Raw genomic sequence first — 23,638 nt, 5'->3', positions numbered from 1 at the left:
CAGGCGTGCACTCTGTCGCTATAGTCTGACGTGATCGATCAGCGCCCTCAGCTTGGGGGCCAGGTTTTTGCGGCTGGGAAAATAGAGATAGAAGCCGGCAAAGGCGGGCAACCATGCGTCGAGCAGGGTCACCAGTTCGCCACGTGCGATGTAAGGCTGGAAGGTTTCTTCCATGCCAAAGCTGATGCCGCCCCCGGCGCAGGCGGTGCGGATCATCACCCCCATATCGTTGGTGGTGAGTTGCGGATTGACGGCAACATCAAACTCGCGTCCCTGCTCTGCGAACTCCCAGCGATAAGGGGCCAGACCTGGCCCTTTTCGCCAGCCGATGCAGCGATGATTGACCAGATCCTGAGGATGTTGCGGCGTGCCTGCACGAGCCAGATAGGCGGGTGACGCCACCGCCACCTGACGCTGCGCGGTGGATACCGGCACCGCAATCATATCCTGAGCAATCACCTCCCCCAGCCGCACACCCGCGTCATAGCCCTGCCCGACAATATCAAACTCCTCATCGGTGACGGTGATTTCCAGCTCAACCTGCGGATAAGCGGTAATAAAGCTTGCCAGCAGTTCTCCCCCCAGCATCCGCTCAGCAATCGAGGAGATCGCCAGCCGCAGCTGGCCCCGAGGTTCCGCAGCCAGTTCGGCAATATCGGTCACGGCGCGATTGAGCTGGTTGATCGCCGGCGCCACTTCGGCATAGAGCCGCTGTCCGGCTTCTGTCAGCTGAACCGATCGTGTGGTGCGCTGCATCAGCGTGATGTTAAGCCGGTCTTCCAGACGCCGCAGACTCTGGCTGATCGCCGGACGCGTAACACCCAATTGTTCTGCGGCCAGCCGGAAATTTCGCGTCTGCGCCACAATCACAAAAACTTCGAGAGCATTTTTATCGGCATTCATTGGTCAGATTGAGTTACCAGTGCGTAAAGCGTTCGGTGGATTATCTTTATAATCCAGTCGCCGTATGATCGCCAGTGACAACCTGACTGGAGAAACAAAATGACTCAGAAAGTGATTTTAATTACCGGCGCCTCAAGCGGCATCGGTGCAGGCATTGCACGTGAACTGGCGAAAACAGATGCCATTCTGCTGCTGGGTGCGCGGCGGGAAAGCCGCCTGGCCGCGCTGGCTGAAGAGCTGCAGTTCAATGGTGCAGAGGTGGCGATCAAAGCGCTTGATGTTAGGCGCCGCGAAGAGATGACGCAGTTTGTTGAGTATGCGCTGGAGAGATGGGGCCGGGTGGATGTAATGATCAATAACGCCGGTATTATGCCCTTGTCACCGATGGCGTCGCTGCGGGTGGAAGAGTGGGAACAGATGATCGATGTAAACATCAAAGGGGTGCTGTATGGCATTGCGTCAGTGTTGCCGACCATGCTGGCCCACCAGCGCGGTCACATCATCAACATCGCGTCGATAGGGGCGCTGGCCGTGTCGCCCACCGCAGCTGTCTACTGCGCCACTAAGTTTGCGGTGCGGGCGATTTCCGACGGATTACGGCAGGAGAACAATCAGCTACGGGTGACCTGTGTCCATCCCGGTGTGGTGGAGAGCGAGCTGGCATCAACCATTACCGATCCGGCAGCCGCCGAGGCGATGCAGCACTATCGCGCTATCGCGTTGCAGCCGGACGCCATTGGTCGCGCCGTGCGCTATGCCATTGAACAGCCTGAAGAGGTGGATGTGAACGAAATCGTGGTGCGGCCAACCCGAACGCAGCAGTAAGCAACCCGCCCGATGCGCTGTGTGCATCGGGCGGGCGGTTTTACTGTCAGTAGAGGCTTCTGCGGGTACGCTGCACGGTGATGGCGATGGCCGTCAGTGCCACCAGCATCAGAAATATCCCCAGTCCAACCATGGCGTTAAAGCCATAGACTTTAAACAGCAGCAGACCGGCAATACAGCCGCTCAGGAATGAAAACACGGTAGTCAGATGGGTGTGCAGAACCTTCTGGAAAAAGCGACGATCGTCGGTTTCAAGATGCACGGCGTGCGACGTGTGGGCAAAGATCCACGACCCCAGCGCAATACCCGCATCGGTCAGCGTGCCGGTAATGTGGGTCGATCTGACGCGGCCATTGGAGAGCTGCGTCGAGGTCGCATTATGAATCCCCATTAAAAAGCCCAGCATTAACAGCACTTCCCCGTTAAAGCTTGGCCGGTAGAACACGATTTCAAAGATTGATGCCGCCGTCAGTGCCGCCCCTTCCGCCAGAATGATCAGACAGAATATGGTGCGTAACTTATGTCTGATCCCCACTACCACCGCCAGCCGGGCAACGGTACAACCCAGCACAAAGGCAATAATCAGTGCCATCAAAAACAGCATGGTATGGAGGTCGCTGGTGGTCACTTCCTGGGAGATTTGCGACGTGTTACCGGTCATATGCGATGGAAAAAATCCAAACGCGCCCAGCGCCATGGCATTAAGGATGCCGGCGGTGGTGGCAAGCACCAGCGCCAGCAGTCGATCTTCGGTATGCGAACGAACTTTCTTCTTTTTTATCAGCACAGGCTTCCCCACCTCAGGTGAATGCAAAACGTTCTTATAAGGCTTCCAGCATACAGCCTGATGGGAATTATTCCTGTCAGAACCAGATAACTCTGATGAAATAAGCCATTAATTTTGCTGATTTTTATAAAGCTGATTCAGTTTACTTTTAAAAGTGTCAACGACGCGATGATTCACCAGAAGGTGATCACCAGAGAGGCTGATGGTGAACTCAGTCAACGATAAAAAGTTGCGCGCCTGTGGACGTAAAGGAGCGATGTGGTTCAGCATCGTCCGCCACCTGATAGCTGACGCCCGGTGTCAGCACGAAACGGCGACCATCTGCCAGTTCAGTGTGCAACTCACCCGCCATGCACAGCAAAATATGGCCCTTTGTGCACCAGTGGTCGGCGACATAGCCTGGTGAATAGTCGACCATCCGCACCCGGATATCGTTAAACTTCACGGTTCGCCAGGTCGCCTGTCCCTGGTCGCCGGGGTGAATCGTCTCTTCAATCTGATCCCACTGGGTCAGGCCAGAGCCTGGATAACGGCCTCTTCCGCGTGGATAAGCGTGGTATCAAACAGTGGCACACTGGCATCCGTGGCATCCACCAGCAGTGTGATTTCGGTGCAGCCCAGAATAATGGCCTCCGCGCCCTGCGCGACCAGCTGCTGCATGATCTCACCATAACGGCGACGCGACGCGGGATTGATCTCGCCCAGACAGAGCTCGTGGTAAATCACCTCATGCACAAAAATCCGATCCTCTCTATCCGGCGTGATCACCTCAAGACCAAACTGCTGCTGAAGTCGCCCGCGATAGAAATCCTGTTCCATGGTGAATCGCGTCGCCAGTAATCCGACCTTACGCACCCCGGCCTGCTGAATGCGCCGTCCGGTGGCGTCGGCGATATGCAGCAGCGGGATGCCCGTTGCGGCGCTGATTTGTGCTGCCACTTTATGCATGGTGTTGGTACAGAGTACGATGAACTGCGCGCCAGCCCGTTCCAGATTGCGTGCCGCTTCAGCCAGTATCTCTCCCGCCTGCTGCCACTCGCCCGCGGCCTGTAGCTGCTCAATGCGCTGAAAATCCACGCTATAGAGCACCAGCTCCGCCGAGTGCAGGCCGCCCAGCCGCTGTTTAACCTGCTGATTGAGAATGCGATAATAGAGCGCGGTAGACTCCCACGACATACCGCCTAACAGACCAATGACTTTCACAATGCACTCCGGGTTCAGGGGTTTTATTCCAGCATGCCAGATCGACATTGATCGGCAACGGCTTTGTTCAGTTGATACTGTTCTGAGGTCTGAAGCGTCGGGCAATCACCATCAACAGCACCACGCCAGCGCTCATGATCAGCCAGGCCTGGGTCATTGACGTGCCGCTATCACGCACCCAGCCTGCCAGCAGCGGCATCAGAGCCGCAATCAGATATCCGCCTCCCTGCACGCGTGACAGCAGAATGCCCGCCTCTCTGGCACTGCGCGCATGATCCAGCGTGACAATCAGCACAGCGGAAAGAGCGCACCGATGCCCGTACCCAGTAACAGTGAAGAGAGTATCGGCATCGTACCCGGGTAAAAGACCAGACTCAGCAGCCCCAGCAGCAACAGGGCCAGCACGCCGAGCAGCAGCGGACGGCGATCGGGAAAGCGATGTAACGTCGCCGAGACGATGAATCCTGCCACCACTTCGGTTAACGTCAGGGCCGCGAGCAGATAGCCACTGTGGCGAGCACTCCAGCCCAGTTGAATATAGAATGGCGGCAGCCAGGCCAGCACTAATGTATAAGCACCCGTGCCAATGCCGAAAAAGAGCATCAGCAACAGGGTACGCCGCACAGGCAGCGTCGCTGCATCAGAGGCCACGCTCACCTGCGGCGATCGTCTGACTAAAGTCAGCCAGATCAGCAGTGTGACCAGCGTTAACCCGCCGGAAAGCGCCAGCGCGGGTTGCAGGCCCAGCCATGAAAACAGCGGGTCAGCACCGGCAGCAGTCAGTGCCGCGCCCGCCATAATGCCCGTGCTGAACAGCGCCATCAGCGTCGCCGCGGCCTCAGCAAAGCGTTGCCGGATCAGAGCGGGCATCAGCGCCTGTATCACGCCAATTCCTGCGCCCCCCGCCAGCGCGGTGAGCAGCAGCTGAGAGGGAGTAAGCGTAACGCCGCGCCACAGGCAGGCGAACGTCAGACAGAGCAAACCGGCGGCGATTCCCTTTACCGGCCCGATGCGGGCGATCAGCCACGGGCCAGAGAGTGCGGCCAGGCCCATCATCGCCACTGGCAGCGTGGTCAGCAGACTGAACGTCGTCGACGACAATCCGGCCTGCAGTTGCAACACCGGGAACAGCGGGCCGATAATCGCCAGCATAGGCCGCAGATTCAGCCCGATAAGAAAAGCGATCACGGCAAACAGAATGGGGAACAACACCTTATTTTTCATCATCGACGCCTTAACAGAGGATTGACGATGACAGCACCGGGCTGCCACCATTTATCTTAACGTTAAGATAAATTCCCCCCGATGTTAAGAGGCTGCGCACAACCCGACAACATAACCACAATATTTAAAGGTGATTTATGCATGACCATATTGATTTCGTTGTCAGTCAGTGGGACGACGCGATGCCCGATCTCGACGCCTCTTCAATGCGGATCTTCGGCAGGGTGTTGCGTCTGATGAAACATCTGGCGAAAGCGCGCAGTCAGGCACTGGAGCCTTTTGGTTTTCAGGAGGGGGAATTTGATGTGCTGGCGACATTGCGACGGGCGGGATCGCCTTTTCGCCTGTCGCCCACCCAGCTCTACCAGGCGCTGCTGGTGACTTCCGGTGCGATGACAAATCGTCTGAACCGGCTGGAGCAGCAGCATCTGATCGAGCGTATTGCCGCGCCAGAGGATAAGCGCAGCATGCTGGTCCGGCTGACGCCCCACGGGCAGCAGCAGATTGAGCATGCACTCCGCGTCCATACCGCTACGCAGGAGGCGTTGCTGGCACCGCTTGGCGCTTCAGAGCGTGCCGAACTGGAAAGGTTGCTGAAAACGCTGCTGCTGGCGTGTCCAGGCGAAGCGACCGCCGCAGAATAGCGCCGTCAGCGCTGCAGTTCGGCCACTGTCATGGTGAAGATAACCGGCAGGTGATCGGCACTGGCATAGGCATGCGGCATATCGGTTCGCGCTACGGCTGCACAGCCCTGCTGCACCACCAGGGTCTGCTCACCCACCGTTAAGGCGAGCGTGCCCTGCTCGACGTGCAACAGTTCGAGCGTGCCTGAAGAGTGACCGGTTGAACGGAAAGCTTCGCCCGCAAACATCTGCCAGCGCCATAGCTCGATCATATCCGGCCCACGGGTTCCCGCCAGCAGCTGCGCATAACCGCCCTGCTCGCCCTGCCACAGCCGGGGCATTTCGCTGTTCTCAATCAGCCAGGCGTCAGGCGCATGCGCAACGTTGACGATATCTGCCACCGAGACGCCCAGTGCGGCAGCCACTTTACAGAGAATGGCAATGCTGGGATTGGCGACACCCTTCTCGATCTCCACCAGCATGCCTTTACTGACGCCAGCCCGGCGTGATAACTCATCCAGCGAGAGTTTCTGACTTTTACGCCAGCTTTTGATGCTGTCCGAAACAGCCTGATTGACACTGGCGACATCGGCACCCGCATCGGTCGTTATATTGACTTTTTTGGTCATCGGTCATTACTATGAAATAAATTAGTCACTGAGAGAGTATCCGATGTTATCTGTTCACCCGTCAATCGCTCCCGCTGTTTTCGCGCTCGCTCCCGGCTTTCGTGCCATGAGTATTGTGGTGGAAGCCACACCGATTATCCGACCAGAAGTTGCCAGCGATGCACTGAAGAGCGCATGCCAGCAGGTGTTAAATGATGATGCGGCGTGGGCAGACGCGCATCTCGCAGCCTGGGCTGAGGTGTTTAAAGCCTTTGGTGCCAAAGCGAAACGTACACCCTGTTCGGCAGAAGCATTGCGTAAGCGTGTGCTGCGGGATGGCGCATTGCCTGCCATCGATCCGGTTGTCGATCTCTATAACGCCATCAGCGTTCGTTATGCGCTGCCGGTCGGGGGTGAAAATATCGCGGCCTATGCTGGCGAGCCACGTCTGGTGATTGCTGACGGCAGTGAACGTTTCGATACCGTTAAAGAGGGCGAGGTGGTTTATGAGTCGCCGGAACCGGGTGAAGTGATCTGGCGCGACGATCAGGGCGTGACCTGTCGCCGCTGGAACTGGCGTCAGGGTGTAAGAACCCGACTGGATGCCAGCGCGCAGCAGATGTGGTTCATTCTGGAAAGTCTGCCCGCTATGCCGCTCTCCGCGCTGCAACAGGCCAGCGACGATCTGGTTTCGGGATTACAGCAGATGATGCCGGGTGCGCAAATCAGTACGACGCTGATTGAAGCGCCAGCAAACTGAACATTGCCTCAACAGCGGCTAAACGAGATTAACGGTGAGCGGAAACTGTGGCAGGATACGCGCCCTGCGTCTGGCCATACCCGGCTGACTTAACGGCACTCAACCGGTGACTAAAATGGCTAAAGTAAAATATATCCTGCCCCTGCTGCTGATCCTCGCCCTGGCCGCCTGGTGGTTTATCCCACACGACAGTGAGGAAGATAAGGCGTATTACGTCGCGGTGTTGTGCGCGGTTGATCATGATAGTAAGCAGCCCCTCGACCGGCAGATGCAGAACGTCATTGAAGGCGGCAACTCTGATTATGCGCTGCAAAAAATCACTTATAAACCGGGGCTGGGCCGCAGCGTGATTGCTCGCTTGCAGCAACTGACACCTGATGAACAGCAGCGCGCCGTGCAGGATAACCTCGCCTGCCAGCAGATGCTGAAGCGCTGATTTCTGACGGGCGTGTTGATAGGATCATTCATATGATTTCGCGCTGGCTACGTATGATTGAATTTAAGCCTGAGTCCGCTCAGGTCTTTCTAAAGGCCTGATCAGCCTTAAATCCCCGCGTTGGGGTTACTGATTTGGCCGTTCAGGTAAAATCTTACCGATTAAACAGACAACCAAAACTGACAATCCAATCGCTATAAAACGCTCATGCCAGGTTTCATAGTGAAAGAACCAGTAGCAGCACAGTAAGAGCAATAGACCGCCTACAATTGCGCCTGAAGCTTCTATGAGGCTATATAGGATGCGTTTACCTAAGCTCAGCCTGGAAGGCTTATTATTTCGCATTAGCATTGATCTCTTTTTCTACCATTTCTATAATCTTTTCAAACGCTTGTTGCCCCTGCGTGCGCTTCACATTCAACGCTTCAACAAACGGGTTTAGAGCTGGCTCTACTAAAAAGTAAAGTAAGTCATAGTTTCGCGTTCGTAAGGCGTTATAAACTTCAGGATTGTTTTTCAGCAACTTCTCAGAGGTATAGATACATCTCTCTGTCATGCCGCCAATCAATAAGGCATTACCGATCAAGCCACCTCTGACCGCAACAAGAAACGAGCTACGTTGCGCAATCGTAGTGGCTAATCTTCCTGCTATAAGTGAGTTGGTAAGCGTCCGACCAGCAACTGAAGCCATTGTTTTGCTATAAATAGCGTTCTGCCTGAGTTCTGGCACGTTCCTGTTGAAAATATTGAGCACGGTCTCAATAGTTTTCATGAAATAGTGATTTTCAAGAATGCCGTGCCGGATGGCCCCGACCATCCTGATTTTTTCTGTCTCGCGTTGATAGCGGCTGTCTGTATCAAGGAAGCCATAAGCTAAATAGCCTATGTCTGTAGGCACAGAAAGGACACCATGAACGAAACCTATAGCAGATTCAGGTGATATGATGATTTTGGCAATACGCTTCGCAATCTCACTGTAGCTACGCATAAATGAATCCTTTCGCTTTATGTCAGGCGTCTTTTTACCCGATAGTATTCTCTTGCTCCTTCTACAAGCTGTTCAACCTGTAGTGCTGCGCTGACCTGATTAGCTTCTTCAACATTAAGGCTATCTACCTTGATGTTCACTATAGATGGAAGATGCCAATGATTATTTTTATCATGAATTGCCAGCTTATCAAGCTTGCTGATGCTAACAGCACTAACAAGATTGAAGTAGTAAGTACTGTATCTTTTAAAGCATGTTTTAAAGTTAAGATGCATCAACCCGCTGCGAATATTAATCACTCCCTCTTGCTGAAAGGCTTCCCGAACATGCTCTTTATCTAAAGCATCCATCAACCCGCTATCGACTCTCAGCCTGCTTTAATGCCAGTAGCCTGTATGGTATGAAATCACTTAAAATAGGAAAATATGACGATGCCAGAACGCAAAAATTATCCGCAACTGGGCGAAGTAAAAGCGCCTTATGTCCACGCAGTAAAACATGGCGAAACGCTGTATGTCTCTGGGCTGACCGCTTTCGGTACGGCGGCTCAGCAGGGAGATATGGCTGAACAGGCAGAAGCAATTTTTAATCAACTCAGGGCGGTTGCCGCGGCTGAGAATACGTCGCTCGCAGCGCTGCTGAAAGTCACGATATTCATCACCTCTTTCACAGAGATCACCGCGCTGCGGGAAGTGCTTTATCGCAACTACGGCGAGCATCTGCCCGCCAGCTCACTGGTACAGGTCAGCGGACTTTTCTCCACTGACCTGCGCATAGAGATTGAAGCCATTTTTGCCCTGTGAGTAGAAAGCAGCGACATTCCCGATGCTAGAGCTGCAGATCCGCGGCGGCTGCGCCCCGCGCCAGATAACCGATGCGATAGACTTCCTGCTCGCCAGCGGGGCGCTGGTGTGAAGCGTTAACGTCTACTCCCTGCCAGCGGCTCACATCCCAGGCGCTGATCCCTGTTGTTACCGGCAGTGTCGTAAGGTCTGAATGCGGTGGAATCGTCCAGCGGTTCAGCGTTATAAAGCGGGCATCGGCCAGATCCGGCATGTGGGTCTGCCCCTCAAGCGCCAGCCAGCTTTCGATGATCGGCCAGCCAAAATCCCTGACCAGCGTCGCAAAGCCAGGACTTTGCAGGAAACGCTGCATACCACTCGCCTCCCGCCAGAAATAGAGCGGCGCATAACGGTTTTCATTCTGTCCGTCATCATCACGGCAGGTGTAGAGATACGCCTTGGCCACCAGCCCTGGAAAGCCATCAAGCCGGGCTCCGTTCAGACTGATGCGCTGTTCGATGATGCCCATGTCGTAGTCAGCGGGCAGGGTAAAACGGTAGTGCATGATAATCATAACGCCTCCTGTGCCAGCATCCGGCCGCCGCTAAAGCTCCACTCTTCGGTGCTGTTAAACTGAATGATGATCATCACGTCGTCAGGATCGATCGCCATCTCCGCCTGAAGCGTCGTACAGAGTGAATGATAAAACCGTTGCTTCTGTTGCCGCGTTCGCGGTCGGCCTGCCGTCACCTGAAACAGCACGAAATTATCGCTACGCCCGCCGCTGAGATAGTGACGATCAAATATCCGCTGTCCGGCGGGCAGCATCTCAATCACCTGAAAGCAATCATGCTCAGGAACGTCAAATTCCGCGACCAGCGCCTGCTGAAGCAGCGTGGAAATCTGATGCAGAGCCGCCTCGCTGTAGCCCTGACGCAGGGTAATTCGGGTAAAGGGCATCAATGATTATCCTCCAGATAACCCAGCGCGGTGACGGCGGCGGGCCAGCCTGCGTAAAACGCCAGATGGGTGAAGCTCTCCACCAGCTCATCCTGCGTCAGTCCATTTTGCCGGGCGTAATCGATGTGCCACGGCAGCTGCTGGACCCGCCCCAGCGCGGTTAACGTTGCCAGTGTCAGCAGGCTGCGTTCACGCGTTGACAGCAGTTCGCGCTGCCAGATATCGCCAAACATCACCTGCTGTGTCAGTTCGGCCAGTTTTGGCGCGCGCTGCGCCAGTGTTTCCCGATCAAGCGATTTTTTCATTGCACACTCCTCAGTGGTGAGACAGAGTGTCACTCAGGCCTTCAATCCTGAAAATCAAATTAATCAGCTCTTACCATCCATAATTACAGGACAATAATGAACAAGGTACCGGAGTCCCTCGATATGGATGCGCTGCGCAGTTTCGTCGCGGGCATTGATGCCGGCAGCTTTGCCCTGGCGGCACAGCATCTGTGTCGGTCTGCCTCGGCCGTGAGTGCGCAGCTTAAGAAACTGGAGCAGCAATGCGGCACGGCGCTGGTGATGAAAAAAGGGCGTCATGTGCAGCTGACCCGCAGCGGTGAACAGCTGATGAGTTACGCCAGACGCCTGCTGTCGCTGAACGATGAGACATTGCGGGCAGTGAAAGGCGAAGCGTTGCAGGGCGAAATACGCATCGGGATGCAGGAGGATTTTGGCGAGGCGTTGATGCCGGCCATTCTCGGCGCGTTCAACCGGCAGCATCCGGAGGTGATGCTGACCGCACGCGTCGACAGAAATCTGCCGCTGCTTACGGCGCTGGCCCGTCATGAGCTGGACCTGGCGCTGCTGTGGCAGGCAGAGCAGCAGGCTGGCACGCAGTTAATTGGTCAGTGTCCGTTAGCCTGGATACAGCATCCGGCGTTTGATCTGGCGGGATATCTGCAGCGCGGCGAGCCGCTGCCGCTGGTGGCATTCGATGCGCCGTGTGTCATGCGATCGCGCGCCATCGAGGCGCTGGATAAGGCAGGTATTCCGTGGCGGGTAGTGTTCACCAGCCACAGTCTTAGCGGGATCTGGGCGGCATTACAGGCCGGGCTGGGCATCACCCTGCGCACCCGCGCCGGGTTGCCGGAGACGCTGGTGATTGAATCACACCGGCTGCCAATGCCCGGCTATCTGGGTATCGCGCTCGCCCGCTCAGATCAGGGTGACGATCCGGCGCGAGCACTCTTGCAGCATCTGATCACGCAAGCCGCCCTGCCCTTTATTCAGCGCTGACTGCTGTCTGAAATGCCCGCTGAACCAGAGACGAACAGTATTCTGCTGAGATGTCGCGGTCGCCGAACAGAATATGAAACATCACCGGCGCCACGACCACATCGATGATGCGATCAACGTCAAAACCTGATTCGCCGCGTGCCTCGGCCCGACTTTTCAGTGTTTCAAGATGCTGATAGGTAAACCCACAGCATTTCTGGCTCGCCACTTCAGCCTGACTTCCTATCACATCAGCCAGAAGCTCACGACCGACTTTGGACGACATCTCTTCAGCATACTGCTGGATGAACGCGGTAAGATCGCCGGCCGTCGATCCGGTATCTTCCGGTTCGGCAATGGGCCGCATCCGTGCCACGGCCACATCCGCCAGCAACTGGGACAGATCGCCCCAGCGCCGATAGATCGTGGAAGGTGTCACACCTGCCTGTTCGGCGATCATCGGTACTGTAATAGCTGAACGATCAAGCGTTTCAAGCAAGCGGTTAACGGTGTTATGCACTTCCGCCTGAATACGTGCGCTGCGCCCACCCTGCCGAATCATCTCCCTCGCCATCTCTTTCTCCCGCTTTTATCAGCCTGAACGTCATGGTTAAAGCAACGAAGTTGCATTAACAGATACCGGCAGTGTACCGCATCTCAGGCTGAGCAGGCGCTAATGTGTGCTATCGGACGATTGAGAATCAAGGCTGCAGTTTACTCAGGACAGATTTAACCGGCTCGGCGGTGAGATGTGACGAACGGTTATCTGATGCGCCTATCCATAAAAGACTGACTGCCATAACTGCTGAAATAAAAATTGTACGAATATCCATAAAGCCTCCCCCTGATTAAGGTGGCTAAAGTAATCCACACAGCGGAGTATTAATCGCGGGATAAGAGAGGGTTTAAAGGGACTTTGCGCGAAAAGGTGGCGCAGATTTCGCCACGCCTGAATCACAAACGGGAAAGATCAAACTTATGCGGTAACGATGTTGCCAGCCGCAAGCCAGTCACGTCGTGTAAGGGTGTACATCAGGCTGGGAGGCAACCCCTCCGGATCGTCGACCTTTTTCAAAAAGGTTAAGCCGGCTTTTTCCAGTACCCGGCGCGAAGCCAGATGGTTTTCGCGCGTCACACCCGTAATGATGCTCAGCCCGGCCTCTTCGAATCCGTAGCGAACGGCTCTGCGGGAAAGCTCGGTAGCATACCCTTTTCCCCAGGCAGCAGGCTCAAACCGGTAACCGAGATTATTCGTCTGACGACCGTCAAACTGGCTTCTGAAAACACCGCCAAAACCAATAATTTTATCCGGATGGGCTTTCTCAAATATCGTCCAGTCGCCAAAACCCTGTTCCTGATAGCTCTGTAATATGCGCTCTATGGCCTGAATGGCATACGTTCTGTCGGGCCATGGACCTCGCGGGTTAAATTTGTGCGTTTCGGGGTTGCCATAGATTCTGAAGAGGTCGTCAAGATCCTCACGAAGAGTATATCTGTAGAGCAGCCGCTCTGATTCCCAAACCATCCTGCGCTCCTTTTGGGTGCTGAATAAGCAATCTTTACTCTTTATATCAGCAACTTCTGCTGTCACCAACTCTGTTAATACTCTTAACGAACGGCGGCTAATTTCAGTGCACAAGTCGCGGTTTTCGTGCTCATCTGATTGCAGAAAATGGACCTCTCATCAGAGGCTGTCACTACGTTGTGTTGTGCTTCTGATATTGGTAAAGGGTGGAAAGAGGTTGCCGCCCCAGGTAATAAGCTGTTTTAGCGGCGGGAAGACGGATTCACCTGGGGCGATTGCCATAGAGGGTGGCGCACGGGTTCTGAATACGCTGCATGGGTGTTAAAGTGCTGCTTAAACTGGCGCGTCGGGTCTGTGTAGTCTCACCTTCAGCGTCATGAGGATCTGAATAGTGAAAGGAAAGTGCAAAAATGGCTGAACAGAGCAGCATTATCACTGAACTTACCGAACTTGAAGGTCTTTACGGCACGGTCGCCCGGCCCTCTGTCGCTAAAGAGACGGATCATATTCATCCCGCCTATCGTCCGTTTATCGCCGCCTCGCCTTTTGTGGCGCTGGCAACGTCGGGACCTGAGGGACTGGATGTTTCACCGCGCGGCGATCCGGCCGGATTTATCGAAATCGAAGATGACAAGACCCTGTTATTACCCGACAGACGCGGCAATAACCGCATCGACAGCCTGCGCAACATTCTGCATGACAATCGGGTAGCGCTGCTTTTTCTCATCCCTGGCATTGGCGAGACGTTGCGCGTGAACGGCACGGCAGCAATCAGCACCGACCCGGCGCTGCTTGAGCGCTTTGCCATCAACAATCAGCTGCCAAAAACCGTATTGCGCATCACTGTGGAGAGCGTTTTCTTTCAGTGCAGCCGGGCGATTATTCGCTCCGGATTATGGGATGCCGAAACGCAGATCTCACGGCAGTCGTTGCCCAGCACCGGTTCGATTCTCAAACAGATTGCAGAAATTGATGGCGATGCCTACGACAAAGCGCTGCCCGAACGATTGAAGAACTCACTTTACTGATCGCCGTTCAGGGCCAGGAAGCTTCACTTCATCCGGCGTGCCGATGAGTGAAGTACTTATACTTTCGGAACGGAGATCATCGTGCGCCTGCAGTCACGCCTCTAAGCGCAAACAGCGATAGCGTTACGTAAAGCTCTCCAGTATCTGCTTTGCATGCAGGTAGTCGTAAGAGGTCACTTCAATTTTATTATTACTGAGATCGCTGAAATAGACGGACATCGACACGTCGTGGTCACTGACGCTGGGATTTTATTCTTACGGGGTACAGGCATAAGTTCGTTGAAAGATGAGGCTGCCACCCCGAAAGCCACCGTATGGCCTGGTGGCTGAGATTTTCGCAGGAAAAGAGAGAGGGATGCCCTGTTATTTCTTATGACCAGCGGCCCACCCTGTTCAAACCAGAAGTACAGTGAAGGGTCGCGTTCAAAGCCCAGGATCTCGTTGTACCACTTTTCTGCCTGTTCAATATTTTCAACGTAGAGATGGATATGATCGATCTCAGCTATCTTCATCATCTGGCTCCCTGATTGTTATTAACAGTGAGACTCGCCGAAACATTATTGATAAACAACCCGAAAAGCACATGACAACATGAAATTTACCATGATTCTTTATGGCGGACAGAGATTACCCTAAAGGCTCCTGCGACAATCATATTGCTTAGCTTGTTTAATTAAAGCCTCACTTATCCTTTTTTAAGCAGACCAGTGCAAACCTTCCTCGTTCCGCTACAGATTCTGATATATCGGAAGCCAGTTGAGTGGCCATGGAAAAGGCTTCATCACATATATTTTCTAATTCTTTAATCAGCATTTCTCCGGCTATACGCCGTACCATCGGTGAGCGGTCAAGTATGGCCATCCTTAAGATATCAATAAAAGGCCTGGAAACGGCTATTGTTTTTTCATTTAAAACAGGTACACGCCGTCGTACGCCAAAGGCTTTATCAATCCACTTCCATTCCATCCCCTCGGACCAGATAATTTTGCCTTCGAACAGGCAGCGGTACGCCTTCGCACGCAGTGAGGGCTGAATGGAGGATTCAGCAATCTCAGACAGAAAATTATCTAATACTGACGTGCGTCCTGCTTGGGTAAAGACAGTTGCAGCAGGCCCCGAAGAAGTGCAGATAAGTCTTTTTTTCAGAGAGGCAGTGACGTTCTCCATTGAAATAATGTCTGTCAGCACCTCGTGTTCCTTCTCACCCGCTCTTCCCCATGAGGTCCAATAGGGAAGCGTTATAAACAAGACATCCACGATAACTTCCGGGTCAGAAGCTGCTGCGATTGAGGGAAGTGCTTCACGGGCGGCTTCTCTCACCTGAGGAACCCAATCATTTAACCTTCTGACGGCTAAGGCAAATAAAAAACTGTTGGGTGCACCAACTGATAATGTTCGTAATGCGCGTTCCCGCCGAAAACCATCTGCATGACATAAGTCCATCCACCTGAGAGAACCCACCTGCTGGATCTCAGCACCTGTCCGTTTATAACCTGATGTATAAAAAGATGAGTCAATCTGCCAGCGTATTAATCGCTCCCAGTCATCAAGACTTTTCAATGGCAGTTGTGACGTTGCAGCCACGAAAGCTGATATATCAGGCCGTATTCTCTGATAAAAAATATCGAAGGTGAGTGATTTTTTGACTGCTTCAGTAACTTCCTGTTTAAGGCTTTCCTGCAATAGCATGCGCCCTTTTCCCCAAATTAAATTTATAAAGGTTTGAGCTTATCTATAAAGTCACGGTGGCCCAAAGTCAACGTGCCTCTGCCAGCACATGAACTCCCGTCAGTAGAGGGTCAGTACATCAAATATCCTGATAAAAGGCTTGCCTCTGTCAAAAAGCAGACGTAACACCTTGAAGAGCTCTCACCGTTACAAACTCTCAGACACGCCTTCAGCCCCACCGCAATAAACGTTAAAGCAAAGATATTGCATTAAGGTACAGATAGACGTATACCTTATTAAAAGCTAATACTTTGCATTAAGGTGATTTCCATGAATCCCACATTGACGCCTCAGGCTGCTGCCCGCACCACGCTTTTCAGTTTTACCGGTGCGGCGCTGATCTCCGCCACCAGCAGTGCGCCAACGCCGCTCTACCCACTTTATCGCAGCCTATTCCATTTGACGCCGACCATGCTGACGTTGATCTTTGGCGCCTATGCTTTCGCGTTGCTGGCCGCGCTGCTGACGGTGGGTAAAGTGTCCGACTATACCGGCCGCCGTCCCCTGATGCTGCTGGCGCTGGCGATCAATGCGATCGCGCTGGTGATCTTTATGACTGCCAACTCTGCCACCACCTTAATCGCCGCCCGGCTGGTGCAGGGCTTTGCTACCGGTATTGCCTTGCCGACCTTTGGTGCCAGCCTGATTGACGCCAGTAAAACCCGTGGGCCACTGCTGAACTCATTCACCGCCTTTCTGGGGATGACGCTGGGCACGCTGGCGGGCGGCATACTGGTCACCTTTGCGCCCTTTCCCACGGTGACGCTTTACGCGCTGCTGCTGATACTGATGCTGGTTGCCATGGCGCTGTTGCCGCTAATACCAGAAACCATTGCGCCTCAGCCGGGTGTTCTGGCCGCACTGCGACCTCAGGTCAGCATACCGCGACGCGCGCTGGGCCCGCTGTTAATGGTGACGCCGGTTAATATCGCAACCTGGATGCTGGGCGGATTTTACCTTTCACTGATGCCCTCAATGGTGGCGAACGCAACCGGCCTGACATCGCCTTTTATCGGCGGCTCGATTGTAGCGACGCTGATGCTGAGCGCAACGGCGGCAGTATTTCTCTTTCGCCCGTTACCGCCTGCGCGGGCATTAGTTATCGGTACGCTGATGCTGATAGCGGGCGTCAGCGTCACTCTTGCGGGCCTTTCTCTGCACAGCGTGGCCTGGCTCTATCTCGGCACTGCCATTGCGGGTCAGGGATTTGGATCGATTTTCTCCAGCGTGCTGAAGATCATTATGCAGTTAGCTGAAAGTCATGAACGCGCCGGACTGTTCTCCGCCTTTTTGATCAAAAGCTATCTCGCCTTTGCCCTGCCTGCGATTGCCGCCGGAATGGCAGCGCCCCATATCGGGCTGAACCAGACCGCCTGGTTCTATGGCATGACTATCATCGTGCTGGCACTGGTGTCGCTGCTGGCGATCAGAGGTCGCGCTTTAGCCGGAGCGGCCAGTTAATAAATCCGCCCGACGCGGCCAGATATCTGCCGCGTCATCCACAAACGGCAATTTTCACTTACACTCAACGGATTAATTTCAGGCGCAGTTGCTGCGTGATACCGTGAGTATGATGTCGAAATCCCAATCTGATGCGGTTTTAGCCCGGTTCTCATCCGCCACACGACGCTGGTTTTCTGCCACCTTTGCTGCACCCACGCCGGTGCAGCAGGCGGCATGGCAGGCGATAGCCAGCGGAGAACATGCGCTGGTGATCGCCCCGACCGGTTCAGGGAAGACGCTGGCGGCCTTCCTCACCGCCATCGACACGCTGTTTCAGTTCCGAACCACCCAGCCCTCACCTGCAAGTGAAACGACCACTCGCATTCTCTATATTTCACCGGTTAAAGCGCTGGCCGCGGACGTACAGCGCAACCTTAATCTGCCGCTGGCAGGCGTTTACGCTGAGCGGCAGGCGCTGAATGAGCCAGAGATCACTCTGAATATCGGAATGCGATCAGGCGATACGCCCGGTGCAGAGCGCGCCAGGCTGGTGCGCCGCCCGCCCGATATCCTGATCACCACACCCGAATCACTGTTTCTGATGCTGACCTCAAAAGCGCGAACAACGCTGCAGGGCGTGACCACGGTCATCGTCGATGAGGTGCATGCGGTGGCGGGATCGAAGCGGGGTTCCCAGCTGGCGCTGAGCCTGGAGAGGCTGGATGCGCTGCTGCCACAGCCCGCCCAGCGTATCGGGCTTTCCGCTACGGTACGGCCGGTTGAGCGGGTCGCCGCCTTCCTTGGCGGCTGTCAGCCCGTTCAGGTCGTTAATCCGGCCGCCGATCGGACGCTGCACCTGACCATCGAGGTTCCGGTCGAAGATATGACCGATATCGCCAGCCCCGATGACCTGACCGGGGAAGCCACCTCTGCCAGCGGTTCGATCTGGCCGCACATTGAAGCGCGCATTCTGCAGAAGGTCATGTCCCATCGCGCCACGCTGGTGTTTGTGAATTCGCGTGGCCTGGCGGAAAAGCTGACTGCGCGGCTCAATGCGCGTTATCTGGCGCAGCAGACAACCGCTGGCGAACGGGATGCAGAACCGGACGACAGTGACGATCTTATTGCCCGCTCGCACCACGGGTCCGTCTCGAAGGAGCAGCGAGGCGAGATTGAAGCCGCATTGAAGCTGGGCAGACTGCGCTGCGTAGTGGCGACTTCCAGTCTTGAACTGGGCATTGATATGGGGCCGGTGGATCTGGTGATCCAGGTGGGCGCACCGCTTTCAGTCGCCAGCGCACTGCAGCGCGTGGGACGCGCCGGACATCAGGTTGGCGGCGTATCAACCGGCATCCTGTTTCCGCGCACCCGGCGCGATCTGCTGGATTCGGCCGTCATATTGCAGTCGATGCGTGCGGGCCAGCTCGATGCGCTGGCTCCGCCGCGTAACCCGCTCGATATCCTGGCGCAGCAAACCCTGGCGGCCGTCGCAATGGATCCCTTACAGGTCGATGATTGGTATGCGCAGGTCTGTCGGGCCGATCCGTTTCGCACTCTGTCGCGTCGGCTGTTTGATGCCACGCTCGATATGCTGGCGGGTAAGTTTCCCTCAGACGCTTTTGCTCAGCTGCGGCCGCAGCTGGTGTGGGATCGTCAGAGCGGACTGCTGACGCCGCGACCCGGCGCTCAGCATCTGGCCGTGACCAGCGGCGGCACCATTCCCGATCGCGGCATGTTCAGCGTCATTCTGCCGGAAGGCGAAGAGCAGGCTGGCTCACGTCGTGTCGGCGAGCTGGATGAAGAGATGGTCTATGAGTCGCGGGTCAATGACATTATTACCCTGGGCGCAACGTCGTGGCGGATTCAGCAGATTACCCACGACCAGGTACTGGTGGTTCCTGCGCCAGGTCGTCCGGCTCGTCTGCCTTTCTGGCGCGGAGAAGGTGTGGGCCGCACGGCTGAATCGGGTGCCAGCCTCGGGCTGTTTCTGCGTCATCTGAGTGCGGCTTCACCGGTAGACGCGCAGGAGCAGTTGCGCGCGCTGGGGCTGGATGCCCGCGCAGTCACGAATCTGCTGGCTTTGCTGGCTGAACAACGCACCGCGACCGGCGTACTGCCGGACGATCGCACATTGCTGATCGAACGCTGCCGTGACGAAATCGGCGACTGGCGGGTGATCCTGCATTCGCCCTGGGGAAAGCGGGTCAATGCGCCCTGGGCGCTGGCGATTGCCGCCCGAATCCAGCAACGCCTGGGCATTGATGCTTCTGTTGCGGCCAGCGATGACGGCATCGTGGCCCGCTTTCCCGCCAGCGAGGGAGTGTTACCCGGCGCTGACCTGTTTATGTTCGACGCCGACCAGTTGACCCGGGAGGTCACTGAGAGTGTCGGTCAGTCGGCGCTGTTTGCCGCCCGCTTCCGTGAATGTGCCTCACGCGCTCTGCTGCTGCCGAGGCGTAATCCGGGCAAACGTTCGCCGCTCTGGCAGCAGCGGCTGCGCGCCGGTCAGTTGCTGGAAGTTGCACGACAGTATGACGATTTCCCCATCCTTATCGAAACCGCACGCGAATGTCTGCAGGATGTCTACGATCTGCCTGCCCTGCACCAGCTGATGGAACAGATGGCACAGGGAAAGGTAAAGCTGGTCGAGGTGACGACCGAACAGCCCTCCCCTTTTGCCGCGCCGCTGCTGTTTGGCTATGTTGCAGAGTTTATTTACGCCAGCGACGCCCCTCAGGCAGAACGGCGCGCCTCACTGCTGGCGCTCGACAGTAACCTGCTGGGTGAGCTGCTCGGCCAGACCAGCAAGCGTGATTTGCTGGCACCTGACGTCGTTGAGCAGGTTGAACAGGAACTGCAGCGCATTGATTCCCGCTATCAGGCACAACACGCCGAAGGCATTATCGATCTGCTGCGCGATCTTGGCCCGCTCCCGGTTGCCGGTATTGCGGCACGTTTCAGTGGCAACGCCCAGCAGATCGCGGAAGCCATAACGCAGTTCGCTGCCGCGCAGCGAATGATTACGGTCACCCTTGCCGGTGAAGAGCGCTGGGCGATCATTGAAGATGCAGCCCGCCTGCGCGATGCACTGGCCGTTGTACTGCCTGACGATCTGCCCGAAACATTTCTGGAGCCGCAGGCCGATCCGCTACGCGATCTCATTAACCGCTACGCCCGAACCCATACCCTGTTCACTGCCCGACAGCTGGCCACGTATTTTGGTCTGGGTATCGCCATTGTGAATGAGGTGCTGCTCTCCCTGCATCAGCAGGGCAACCTGCTCAATATGGGTTCGCCAGAGGGCGCATCGGATACGGAGTGGGTTTCCACAGAGATCTTCAAACGGTTACGCTTACGTTCACTGCAATCAGCACGTGAAGCAACCCGGCCTGTTCCACCTGCCGCCTGGATCAACCTGCTGCTGGAGCGTCACGGTGTGCTTAACACGCAGCGTGAAGAGCATCACGGGGTTAACGGGCTGTTGCGGGTAGTTGAGCAACTTGCGGGCGTGCCGCTACCGGCCTCGCTGTGGGAGTCACAAATCCTGCGCGCCAGGATAGCCGACTATCAGCCCGCGATGCTCGATGAACTGTTAGCCAGTGGCGAGGTTACCTGGTGCGGACATAAAGCGCTGGGTCAGAATGATGGGTTGATTTCGCTGCACCTCACGGAATATGCCGCTGAAACACTGCCGGTGATTGACACCACACAGCCTCTGACGCCGATTCAGCAGGCGACTCTCGACGCATTGAGCCGGGGTGGCTCGTGGTTTGTTCATGAGATCATGGCACAGATGGACGAGGCAGAGACGCAAACCACCGATATTTATGCTGCCCTGTGGCAACTGGTGTGGCAGGGCTATGTCACTGCCGATAGCTGGATTGCGGTGCGTGGGCTGCTGACCACGCCAGGCGCCCCCCGTTCACGTCCCGCGCGTACCCTGCGCACCCGTTTTGGTCAGCGCTTCACCCCGGGCGCACTTTCTGCACGCCGACCGGCGGTCAACACGCTGGCTGGTCGCTGGTCGCGGGTTAACCGACAGGAGGTTGCTCCTGCCCGGCTGGCCCTGTCGATGGTGGAAAATCTTCTCGACCGTTATGGGGTGATCAGCCGGGGTAGCGCGATATCGGAGCAGATCCCCGGAGGATTCCCGGCGTTACAGCCGGTATTACGCAGCATGGAAGATGCCGGACGATTGCTGCGTGGCCGGTTTGTCGCTGGTGCGGGTGGCGCGCAGTTTGCCGACCATAACACCATTGAGCGGCTGCGGGAGCTGGCAGAAAAGCCGCTGACCGCGACAGAGGCGGTGGCGCTGGCCGCACCGGACCCGGCGAATCCGTTTGGCGCGTTGCTGAGCTGGCCGCTTCACGCCAGCGGCATCCGCCCGACACGCCGTCAGGGGGGCCGCGTGGTGATTGCAGGCGGCGCGCTGGTGCTTTATCTGACGCCCGGAGGCAAAGAGTTGCTGACATTCATCGACGATCCCGCGCTGCAGCAGGTCGCGGTGGCGGCGCTGGGCCTGGCACTGAAGCGTGAAAAGCCCGCGAGTTTCACGCTTGAGAAGGTAGATGGTGAACCGGTTTCGCGGTCCCCGCTGCTTAACGCGTTGCGACATGCCGGATTTTCACGGGTGCCACAGGGGTTTAGCTGGTATAGCTGAGTTGTTTTCGCGCCCGTTTTTTTCGCGTCCGTTTTTTTCGCGCACAAAGTCGATAAATGCCTGAAGCGGGGCGGGGATCAGGCGGCGATCGTTGTAATAGAGCCACGGACCGGAGAAAGTCAGCCACCAGGGTTGCAGCAGCGGTTCCAGCCTGCCGCTGTCAAGGGCTGGCCTGAGCCACTCGTCAAACAGATATATCACGCCGCTTCCGGCGATGGCCGCCTCCACCGCCAGATCCATTGCGCCACCGACCGAAACCACCAGCGGCCCGCTGGTTTCAACGCTGATCTCTTCGCCCTCGTGGCTGAAGGTCCAGTCAGCCATGATGCCGCTGGCATAACGGCCACGCAGACAGCGATGATGGATCAGGTCGCGCGGATGTTCCGGTCGGCCATGTTCTGCCAGATAAGCCGGAGAAGCCGCCAGCGCGAACTGTTGCTGTCTGGGGCCAATCGGCATCGCCACCATATCCTGCTCCAGCCGCTCATCATAACGAATCCCGGCGTCACAACCGTCACGAAAGACATCCTGCACGCTGCTCTCCGCCACAATTTCCAGCCGGATGTCGGGATAACGCTGCAAAAATTCCGGCACCAGCGCGGGCAGTACCAGCCGCGTAGCACTGACCGGCACATTCAGCCGCAGCGTGCCACCAGGGGTGTTACGGTAGCGATTAACCGCATCCAGCGCGGCGTTAACTTCATTGATCGCGGGCAGCAGACGTTCCATCAGCGCCCTGCCCGCTTCGGTTAACACCACGGTGCGAGTGGTGCGGTGAAACAGACGAATGCCCAGCTGTTGTTCCGCCCGTCGTACCGCATCGCTCAGGCGTGACGCATTGCTGCCGGTGACGCGTGCCGCTTCCCTAAACCCTCCCGCTTTTGCCACCGCCACGACGGCATCCAGCAGCGCCATATCGATCGCCATTGTGCATCACCCCGTACAGTCTGTCCTGATTTCACCGGATAGTTGCACAGCTGAATCACCGTTACAATTGATCTACATTCACGCAGGAGGTTTTCATGTCAAACACCACCATGACTTTTACGTTAGGCGATCGTGAAGTTAACCGTATCGGCTACGGCGCAATGCAACTGGCCGGGCCGGGCGTGTTCGGCCCGGTAAAAGATGAAGCCCGGGCAATCCGGGTTTTGCGCGACGCTGTCGCGGCAGGCGTTAATCATATCGACACCAGCGATTTTTACGGTCCGCACGAAACCAACCAGCTGATTAAAAAGGCGCTACATCCCTATCCGCAGGATCTCTGCATCGTCACCAAAGTGGGTGCCCGACGCGACGCCAAAGGCGGCTGGCTGGCGTCGATGGAGCCAGAGGCGCTGACGCAGGCAGTTGAAGATAACCTGTGCAACCTGGGGCTGGATGTGATTGAAGTGGTGAACCTGCGCAGTATGTTGCATCCGGCCAGGCCGAAAGAAGGCTCTCTGAAGCCACAACTGGAGGCGCTGCTGGCGTTACAGGCACGCGGACTGATTCGCCATATTGGCCTGAGTAACGTTACCGCCACGCAGATCGCAGAAGCTCAGGCGATGACGCCGATTGTCTGCGTGCAGAATATGTATAACCTGGCGCATCGACAGGATGATGAGCTGGTGGATCAGCTGGCGCAGCAGGGAATTGCGTATGTGCCGTTCTTCCCGCTGGGCGGCTTCTCTCCGTTGCAGTCGGATCAGCTTAATGAAGTGGCTGCATCCCTGAATGCCACGCCGATGCAGGTCGCACTTGCGTGGCTGCTGCGGCGATCGCCAAATATTCTGCTGATTCCAGGCACCTCTTCCCCGGAACATCTTAAAGAGAATCTTGCCAGCGGCAGCCTGGAACTGTCGGATGATGTGATGGAAAAGCTGAACGCTATTTAACATCAGGCCCGCACGA

General features: G+C 56.1%; 26 protein-coding genes and 1 pseudogene. 10 read left to right on the top strand and 17 right to left on the bottom strand.

Features of this window, described 5'->3' with window-relative positions; genetic code table 11:
* Positions 1-18: 18 nt before the first annotated feature.
* On the bottom strand, positions 19-903 hold the full coding sequence (locus AC6I8B_RS19445) for a LysR family transcriptional regulator (RefSeq protein ID WP_045139983.1): 885 nt from the start codon (positions 901-903) through the stop codon (positions 19-21).
* Positions 904-1,002: 99 nt separating this feature from the next.
* Here AC6I8B_RS19445 and AC6I8B_RS19440 point away from each other — a divergent pair, with 99 nt between their 5' ends.
* The gene (locus AC6I8B_RS19440; RefSeq protein ID WP_497817771.1) at positions 1,003-1,728 is read left to right on the top strand and encodes an SDR family oxidoreductase; all 726 of its coding nucleotides are present in this window, start codon (positions 1,003-1,005) and stop codon (positions 1,726-1,728) included.
* Positions 1,729-1,774: 46 nt separating this feature from the next.
* Here AC6I8B_RS19440 and AC6I8B_RS19435 read toward each other — a convergent pair whose 3' ends face one another.
* From AC6I8B_RS19435 to AC6I8B_RS19420, 4 genes and pseudogenes are all read right to left on the bottom strand, one after another.
* Positions 1,775-2,515: a YoaK family protein gene (locus tag AC6I8B_RS19435; protein ID WP_029519590.1), complete on the bottom strand. Its 741-nt coding sequence runs from the start codon at positions 2,513-2,515 to the stop codon at positions 1,775-1,777.
* A gap of 211 nt (positions 2,516-2,726) precedes the next feature.
* Positions 2,727-3,029: a DHCW motif cupin fold protein gene (locus AC6I8B_RS19430; RefSeq protein ID WP_157353400.1), complete on the bottom strand. Its 303-nt coding sequence runs from the start codon at positions 3,027-3,029 to the stop codon at positions 2,727-2,729.
* Positions 3,026-3,718, bottom strand: a complete 693-nt coding sequence (locus AC6I8B_RS19425; protein WP_099257178.1) for an aspartate/glutamate racemase family protein — start codon at positions 3,716-3,718, stop codon at positions 3,026-3,028. The genes AC6I8B_RS19430 and AC6I8B_RS19425 overlap by 4 nt, the downstream gene beginning before the upstream one ends.
* A 67-nt stretch (positions 3,719-3,785) precedes the next feature.
* Positions 3,786-4,942: pseudogene (locus tag AC6I8B_RS19420) on the bottom strand (MFS transporter).
* A 137-nt stretch (positions 4,943-5,079) separates the two neighbouring features.
* Between AC6I8B_RS19420 and AC6I8B_RS19415 the strand changes: the two are divergent.
* On the top strand, positions 5,080-5,586 hold the full coding sequence (locus AC6I8B_RS19415) for a MarR family winged helix-turn-helix transcriptional regulator (RefSeq protein ID WP_157353283.1): 507 nt from the start codon (positions 5,080-5,082) through the stop codon (positions 5,584-5,586).
* Positions 5,587-5,591: 5 nt separating this feature from the next.
* On the opposite strand, the gene AC6I8B_RS19410 is transcribed toward AC6I8B_RS19415, so the two are convergent.
* Entirely contained in the window at positions 5,592-6,194 is a 603-nt protein-coding gene (locus AC6I8B_RS19410) for a helix-turn-helix domain-containing protein (RefSeq protein WP_089414715.1), read from the bottom strand.
* 43 nt (positions 6,195-6,237) lie between these two features.
* On the opposite strand from AC6I8B_RS19410, the gene AC6I8B_RS19405 reads away from it, so the two are divergent.
* Positions 6,238-6,933, top strand: coding sequence for a B3/B4 domain-containing protein (locus AC6I8B_RS19405; protein WP_157353284.1), 696 nt, complete (start codon positions 6,238-6,240; stop codon positions 6,931-6,933).
* Positions 6,934-7,048: 115 nt separating this feature from the next.
* Positions 7,049-7,369 (top strand): hypothetical protein, encoded by a 321-nt coding sequence (locus AC6I8B_RS19400; RefSeq protein WP_157353285.1) that lies wholly within the window; start codon positions 7,049-7,051, stop codon positions 7,367-7,369.
* A gap of 334 nt (positions 7,370-7,703) precedes the next feature.
* Here the strand turns inward: AC6I8B_RS19400 and AC6I8B_RS19395 are convergent, their stop codons facing one another.
* Complete coding sequence (locus AC6I8B_RS19395) at positions 7,704-8,357, bottom strand: Ssp6 family T6SS pore-forming effector (protein ID WP_497816464.1); 654 nt, start codon at positions 8,355-8,357, stop codon at positions 7,704-7,706.
* A 17-nt stretch (positions 8,358-8,374) separates the two neighbouring features.
* The gene (locus AC6I8B_RS19390) at positions 8,375-8,707 is read right to left on the bottom strand and encodes a hypothetical protein (protein WP_157353287.1); all 333 of its coding nucleotides are present in this window, start codon (positions 8,705-8,707) and stop codon (positions 8,375-8,377) included.
* Between the two features lie 75 nt (positions 8,708-8,782).
* On the opposite strand from AC6I8B_RS19390, the gene AC6I8B_RS19385 reads away from it, so the two are divergent.
* Positions 8,783-9,160, top strand: coding sequence for a RidA family protein (locus AC6I8B_RS19385; protein WP_157353288.1), 378 nt, complete (start codon positions 8,783-8,785; stop codon positions 9,158-9,160).
* Between the two features lie 25 nt (positions 9,161-9,185).
* Here the strand turns inward: AC6I8B_RS19385 and AC6I8B_RS19380 are convergent, their stop codons facing one another.
* Genes AC6I8B_RS19380 through AC6I8B_RS19370 form a run of 3 tightly spaced genes read right to left on the bottom strand, consistent with a single transcriptional unit; the run spans position 9,186 to position 10,404 of the window.
* The gene (locus tag AC6I8B_RS19380; protein ID WP_033768760.1) at positions 9,186-9,713 is read right to left on the bottom strand and encodes a DUF4865 family protein; all 528 of its coding nucleotides are present in this window, start codon (positions 9,711-9,713) and stop codon (positions 9,186-9,188) included.
* Positions 9,710-10,099 (bottom strand): tautomerase family protein, encoded by a 390-nt coding sequence (locus AC6I8B_RS19375; RefSeq protein ID WP_122459692.1) that lies wholly within the window; start codon positions 10,097-10,099, stop codon positions 9,710-9,712. The genes AC6I8B_RS19380 and AC6I8B_RS19375 overlap by 4 nt, the downstream gene beginning before the upstream one ends.
* Positions 10,099-10,404, bottom strand: a complete 306-nt coding sequence (locus AC6I8B_RS19370) for a carboxymuconolactone decarboxylase family protein (protein ID WP_157353289.1) — start codon at positions 10,402-10,404, stop codon at positions 10,099-10,101. The genes AC6I8B_RS19375 and AC6I8B_RS19370 overlap by 1 nt, the downstream gene beginning before the upstream one ends.
* 96 nt (positions 10,405-10,500) lie before the next feature.
* Between AC6I8B_RS19370 and AC6I8B_RS19365 the strand changes: the two genes are divergently transcribed.
* Complete coding sequence (locus AC6I8B_RS19365) at positions 10,501-11,382, top strand: LysR substrate-binding domain-containing protein (RefSeq protein WP_157353290.1); 882 nt, start codon at positions 10,501-10,503, stop codon at positions 11,380-11,382.
* Here AC6I8B_RS19365 and AC6I8B_RS19360 read toward each other — a convergent pair.
* The 3 genes from AC6I8B_RS19360 to AC6I8B_RS19350 form a co-directional block, all read right to left on the bottom strand.
* Complete coding sequence (locus AC6I8B_RS19360) at positions 11,369-11,935, bottom strand: TetR/AcrR family transcriptional regulator (RefSeq protein ID WP_033773604.1); 567 nt, start codon at positions 11,933-11,935, stop codon at positions 11,369-11,371. The two genes, AC6I8B_RS19365 and AC6I8B_RS19360, sit on opposite strands and share 14 nt — an antisense overlap.
* A 127-nt stretch (positions 11,936-12,062) precedes the next feature.
* Positions 12,063-12,194, bottom strand: a complete 132-nt coding sequence (locus tag AC6I8B_RS19355; protein WP_010670579.1) for a hypothetical protein — start codon at positions 12,192-12,194, stop codon at positions 12,063-12,065.
* A 143-nt stretch (positions 12,195-12,337) separates the two neighbouring features.
* Positions 12,338-12,886 carry a GNAT family N-acetyltransferase gene (locus tag AC6I8B_RS19350; protein ID WP_157353291.1) on the bottom strand — a complete coding sequence of 183 codons (549 nt, stop codon included), beginning with the start codon at positions 12,884-12,886 and terminating at the stop codon, positions 12,338-12,340.
* 410 nt (positions 12,887-13,296) lie between these two features.
* On the opposite strand from AC6I8B_RS19350, the gene AC6I8B_RS19345 reads away from it, so the two are divergent.
* Entirely contained in the window at positions 13,297-13,914 is a 618-nt protein-coding gene (locus tag AC6I8B_RS19345) for a pyridoxamine 5'-phosphate oxidase family protein (protein WP_033787202.1), read from the top strand.
* A gap of 173 nt (positions 13,915-14,087) precedes the next feature.
* Here the strand turns inward: AC6I8B_RS19345 and AC6I8B_RS19340 are convergent, their stop codons facing one another.
* Positions 14,088-14,429: a VOC family protein gene (locus AC6I8B_RS19340; RefSeq protein ID WP_425002244.1), complete on the bottom strand. Its 342-nt coding sequence runs from the start codon at positions 14,427-14,429 to the stop codon at positions 14,088-14,090.
* Positions 14,430-14,595: 166 nt separating this feature from the next.
* Positions 14,596-15,603 carry a hypothetical protein gene (locus tag AC6I8B_RS19335; RefSeq protein WP_062759005.1) on the bottom strand — a complete coding sequence of 336 codons (1,008 nt, stop codon included), beginning with the start codon at positions 15,601-15,603 and terminating at the stop codon, positions 14,596-14,598.
* Positions 15,604-15,912: 309 nt separating this feature from the next.
* On the opposite strand from AC6I8B_RS19335, the gene AC6I8B_RS19330 reads away from it, so the two are divergent.
* Both AC6I8B_RS19330 and AC6I8B_RS19325 read left to right on the top strand, forming a co-directional pair.
* Positions 15,913-17,103 (top strand): MFS transporter, encoded by a 1,191-nt coding sequence (locus tag AC6I8B_RS19330; protein WP_157353292.1) that lies wholly within the window; start codon positions 15,913-15,915, stop codon positions 17,101-17,103.
* Between the two features lie 112 nt (positions 17,104-17,215).
* A complete protein-coding gene (locus AC6I8B_RS19325; RefSeq protein WP_463357444.1) occupies positions 17,216-21,745 on the top strand; it encodes an ATP-dependent helicase in 4,530 nt (1,509 codons plus the stop codon).
* Here the strand turns inward: AC6I8B_RS19325 and AC6I8B_RS19320 are convergent.
* Positions 21,710-22,672: a LysR family transcriptional regulator gene (locus AC6I8B_RS19320; protein WP_033787206.1), complete on the bottom strand. Its 963-nt coding sequence runs from the start codon at positions 22,670-22,672 to the stop codon at positions 21,710-21,712. The genes AC6I8B_RS19325 and AC6I8B_RS19320 overlap by 36 nt on opposite strands.
* Before the next feature lie 95 nt (positions 22,673-22,767).
* Here AC6I8B_RS19320 and AC6I8B_RS19315 point away from each other — a divergent pair, with 95 nt between their 5' ends.
* Positions 22,768-23,622 (top strand): aldo/keto reductase family oxidoreductase, encoded by an 855-nt coding sequence (locus AC6I8B_RS19315; protein WP_157353293.1) that lies wholly within the window; start codon positions 22,768-22,770, stop codon positions 23,620-23,622.
* Positions 23,623-23,638 lie beyond the last annotated feature (16 nt).

Source organism: Pantoea sp. X-Soil-ISGK-285 (assembly GCF_059730815.1).
This window is presented reverse-complemented; position numbering and strand designations above follow the sequence as displayed.

Coding starts and splice junctions, on each gene's coding strand:
- AC6I8B_RS19445 (WP_045139983.1), bottom strand. CDS start 903: ATGAATGCCGATAAAAATGCTCTCGAAGTTTTTGTGATTGTGGCGCAG.
- AC6I8B_RS19440 (WP_497817771.1), top strand. CDS start 1,003: ATGACTCAGAAAGTGATTTTAATTACCGGCGCCTCAAGCGGCATCGGT.
- AC6I8B_RS19415 (WP_157353283.1), top strand. CDS start 5,080: ATGCATGACCATATTGATTTCGTTGTCAGTCAGTGGGACGACGCGATG.
- AC6I8B_RS19410 (WP_089414715.1), bottom strand. CDS start 6,194: ATGACCAAAAAAGTCAATATAACGACCGATGCGGGTGCCGATGTCGCC.
- AC6I8B_RS19405 (WP_157353284.1), top strand. CDS start 6,238: ATGTTATCTGTTCACCCGTCAATCGCTCCCGCTGTTTTCGCGCTCGCT.
- AC6I8B_RS19400 (WP_157353285.1), top strand. CDS start 7,049: ATGGCTAAAGTAAAATATATCCTGCCCCTGCTGCTGATCCTCGCCCTG.
- AC6I8B_RS19395 (WP_497816464.1), bottom strand. CDS start 8,357: ATGCGTAGCTACAGTGAGATTGCGAAGCGTATTGCCAAAATCATCATA.
- AC6I8B_RS19390 (WP_157353287.1), bottom strand. CDS start 8,707: ATGGATGCTTTAGATAAAGAGCATGTTCGGGAAGCCTTTCAGCAAGAG.
- AC6I8B_RS19385 (WP_157353288.1), top strand. CDS start 8,783: ATGACGATGCCAGAACGCAAAAATTATCCGCAACTGGGCGAAGTAAAA.
- AC6I8B_RS19380 (WP_033768760.1), bottom strand. CDS start 9,713: ATGATTATCATGCACTACCGTTTTACCCTGCCCGCTGACTACGACATG.
- AC6I8B_RS19375 (WP_122459692.1), bottom strand. CDS start 10,099: ATGCCCTTTACCCGAATTACCCTGCGTCAGGGCTACAGCGAGGCGGCT.
- AC6I8B_RS19370 (WP_157353289.1), bottom strand. CDS start 10,404: ATGAAAAAATCGCTTGATCGGGAAACACTGGCGCAGCGCGCGCCAAAA.
- AC6I8B_RS19365 (WP_157353290.1), top strand. CDS start 10,501: ATGAACAAGGTACCGGAGTCCCTCGATATGGATGCGCTGCGCAGTTTC.
- AC6I8B_RS19360 (WP_033773604.1), bottom strand. CDS start 11,935: ATGGCGAGGGAGATGATTCGGCAGGGTGGGCGCAGCGCACGTATTCAG.
- AC6I8B_RS19355 (WP_010670579.1), bottom strand. CDS start 12,194: ATGGATATTCGTACAATTTTTATTTCAGCAGTTATGGCAGTCAGTCTT.
- AC6I8B_RS19350 (WP_157353291.1), bottom strand. CDS start 12,886: ATGGTTTGGGAATCAGAGCGGCTGCTCTACAGATATACTCTTCGTGAG.
- AC6I8B_RS19345 (WP_033787202.1), top strand. CDS start 13,297: ATGGCTGAACAGAGCAGCATTATCACTGAACTTACCGAACTTGAAGGT.
- AC6I8B_RS19340 (WP_425002244.1), bottom strand. CDS start 14,429: ATGATGAAGATAGCTGAGATCGATCATATCCATCTCTACGTTGAAAAT.
- AC6I8B_RS19335 (WP_062759005.1), bottom strand. CDS start 15,603: ATGCTATTGCAGGAAAGCCTTAAACAGGAAGTTACTGAAGCAGTCAAA.
- AC6I8B_RS19330 (WP_157353292.1), top strand. CDS start 15,913: ATGAATCCCACATTGACGCCTCAGGCTGCTGCCCGCACCACGCTTTTC.
- AC6I8B_RS19325 (WP_463357444.1), top strand. CDS start 17,216: ATGTCGAAATCCCAATCTGATGCGGTTTTAGCCCGGTTCTCATCCGCC.
- AC6I8B_RS19320 (WP_033787206.1), bottom strand. CDS start 22,672: ATGGCGATCGATATGGCGCTGCTGGATGCCGTCGTGGCGGTGGCAAAA.
- AC6I8B_RS19315 (WP_157353293.1), top strand. CDS start 22,768: ATGTCAAACACCACCATGACTTTTACGTTAGGCGATCGTGAAGTTAAC.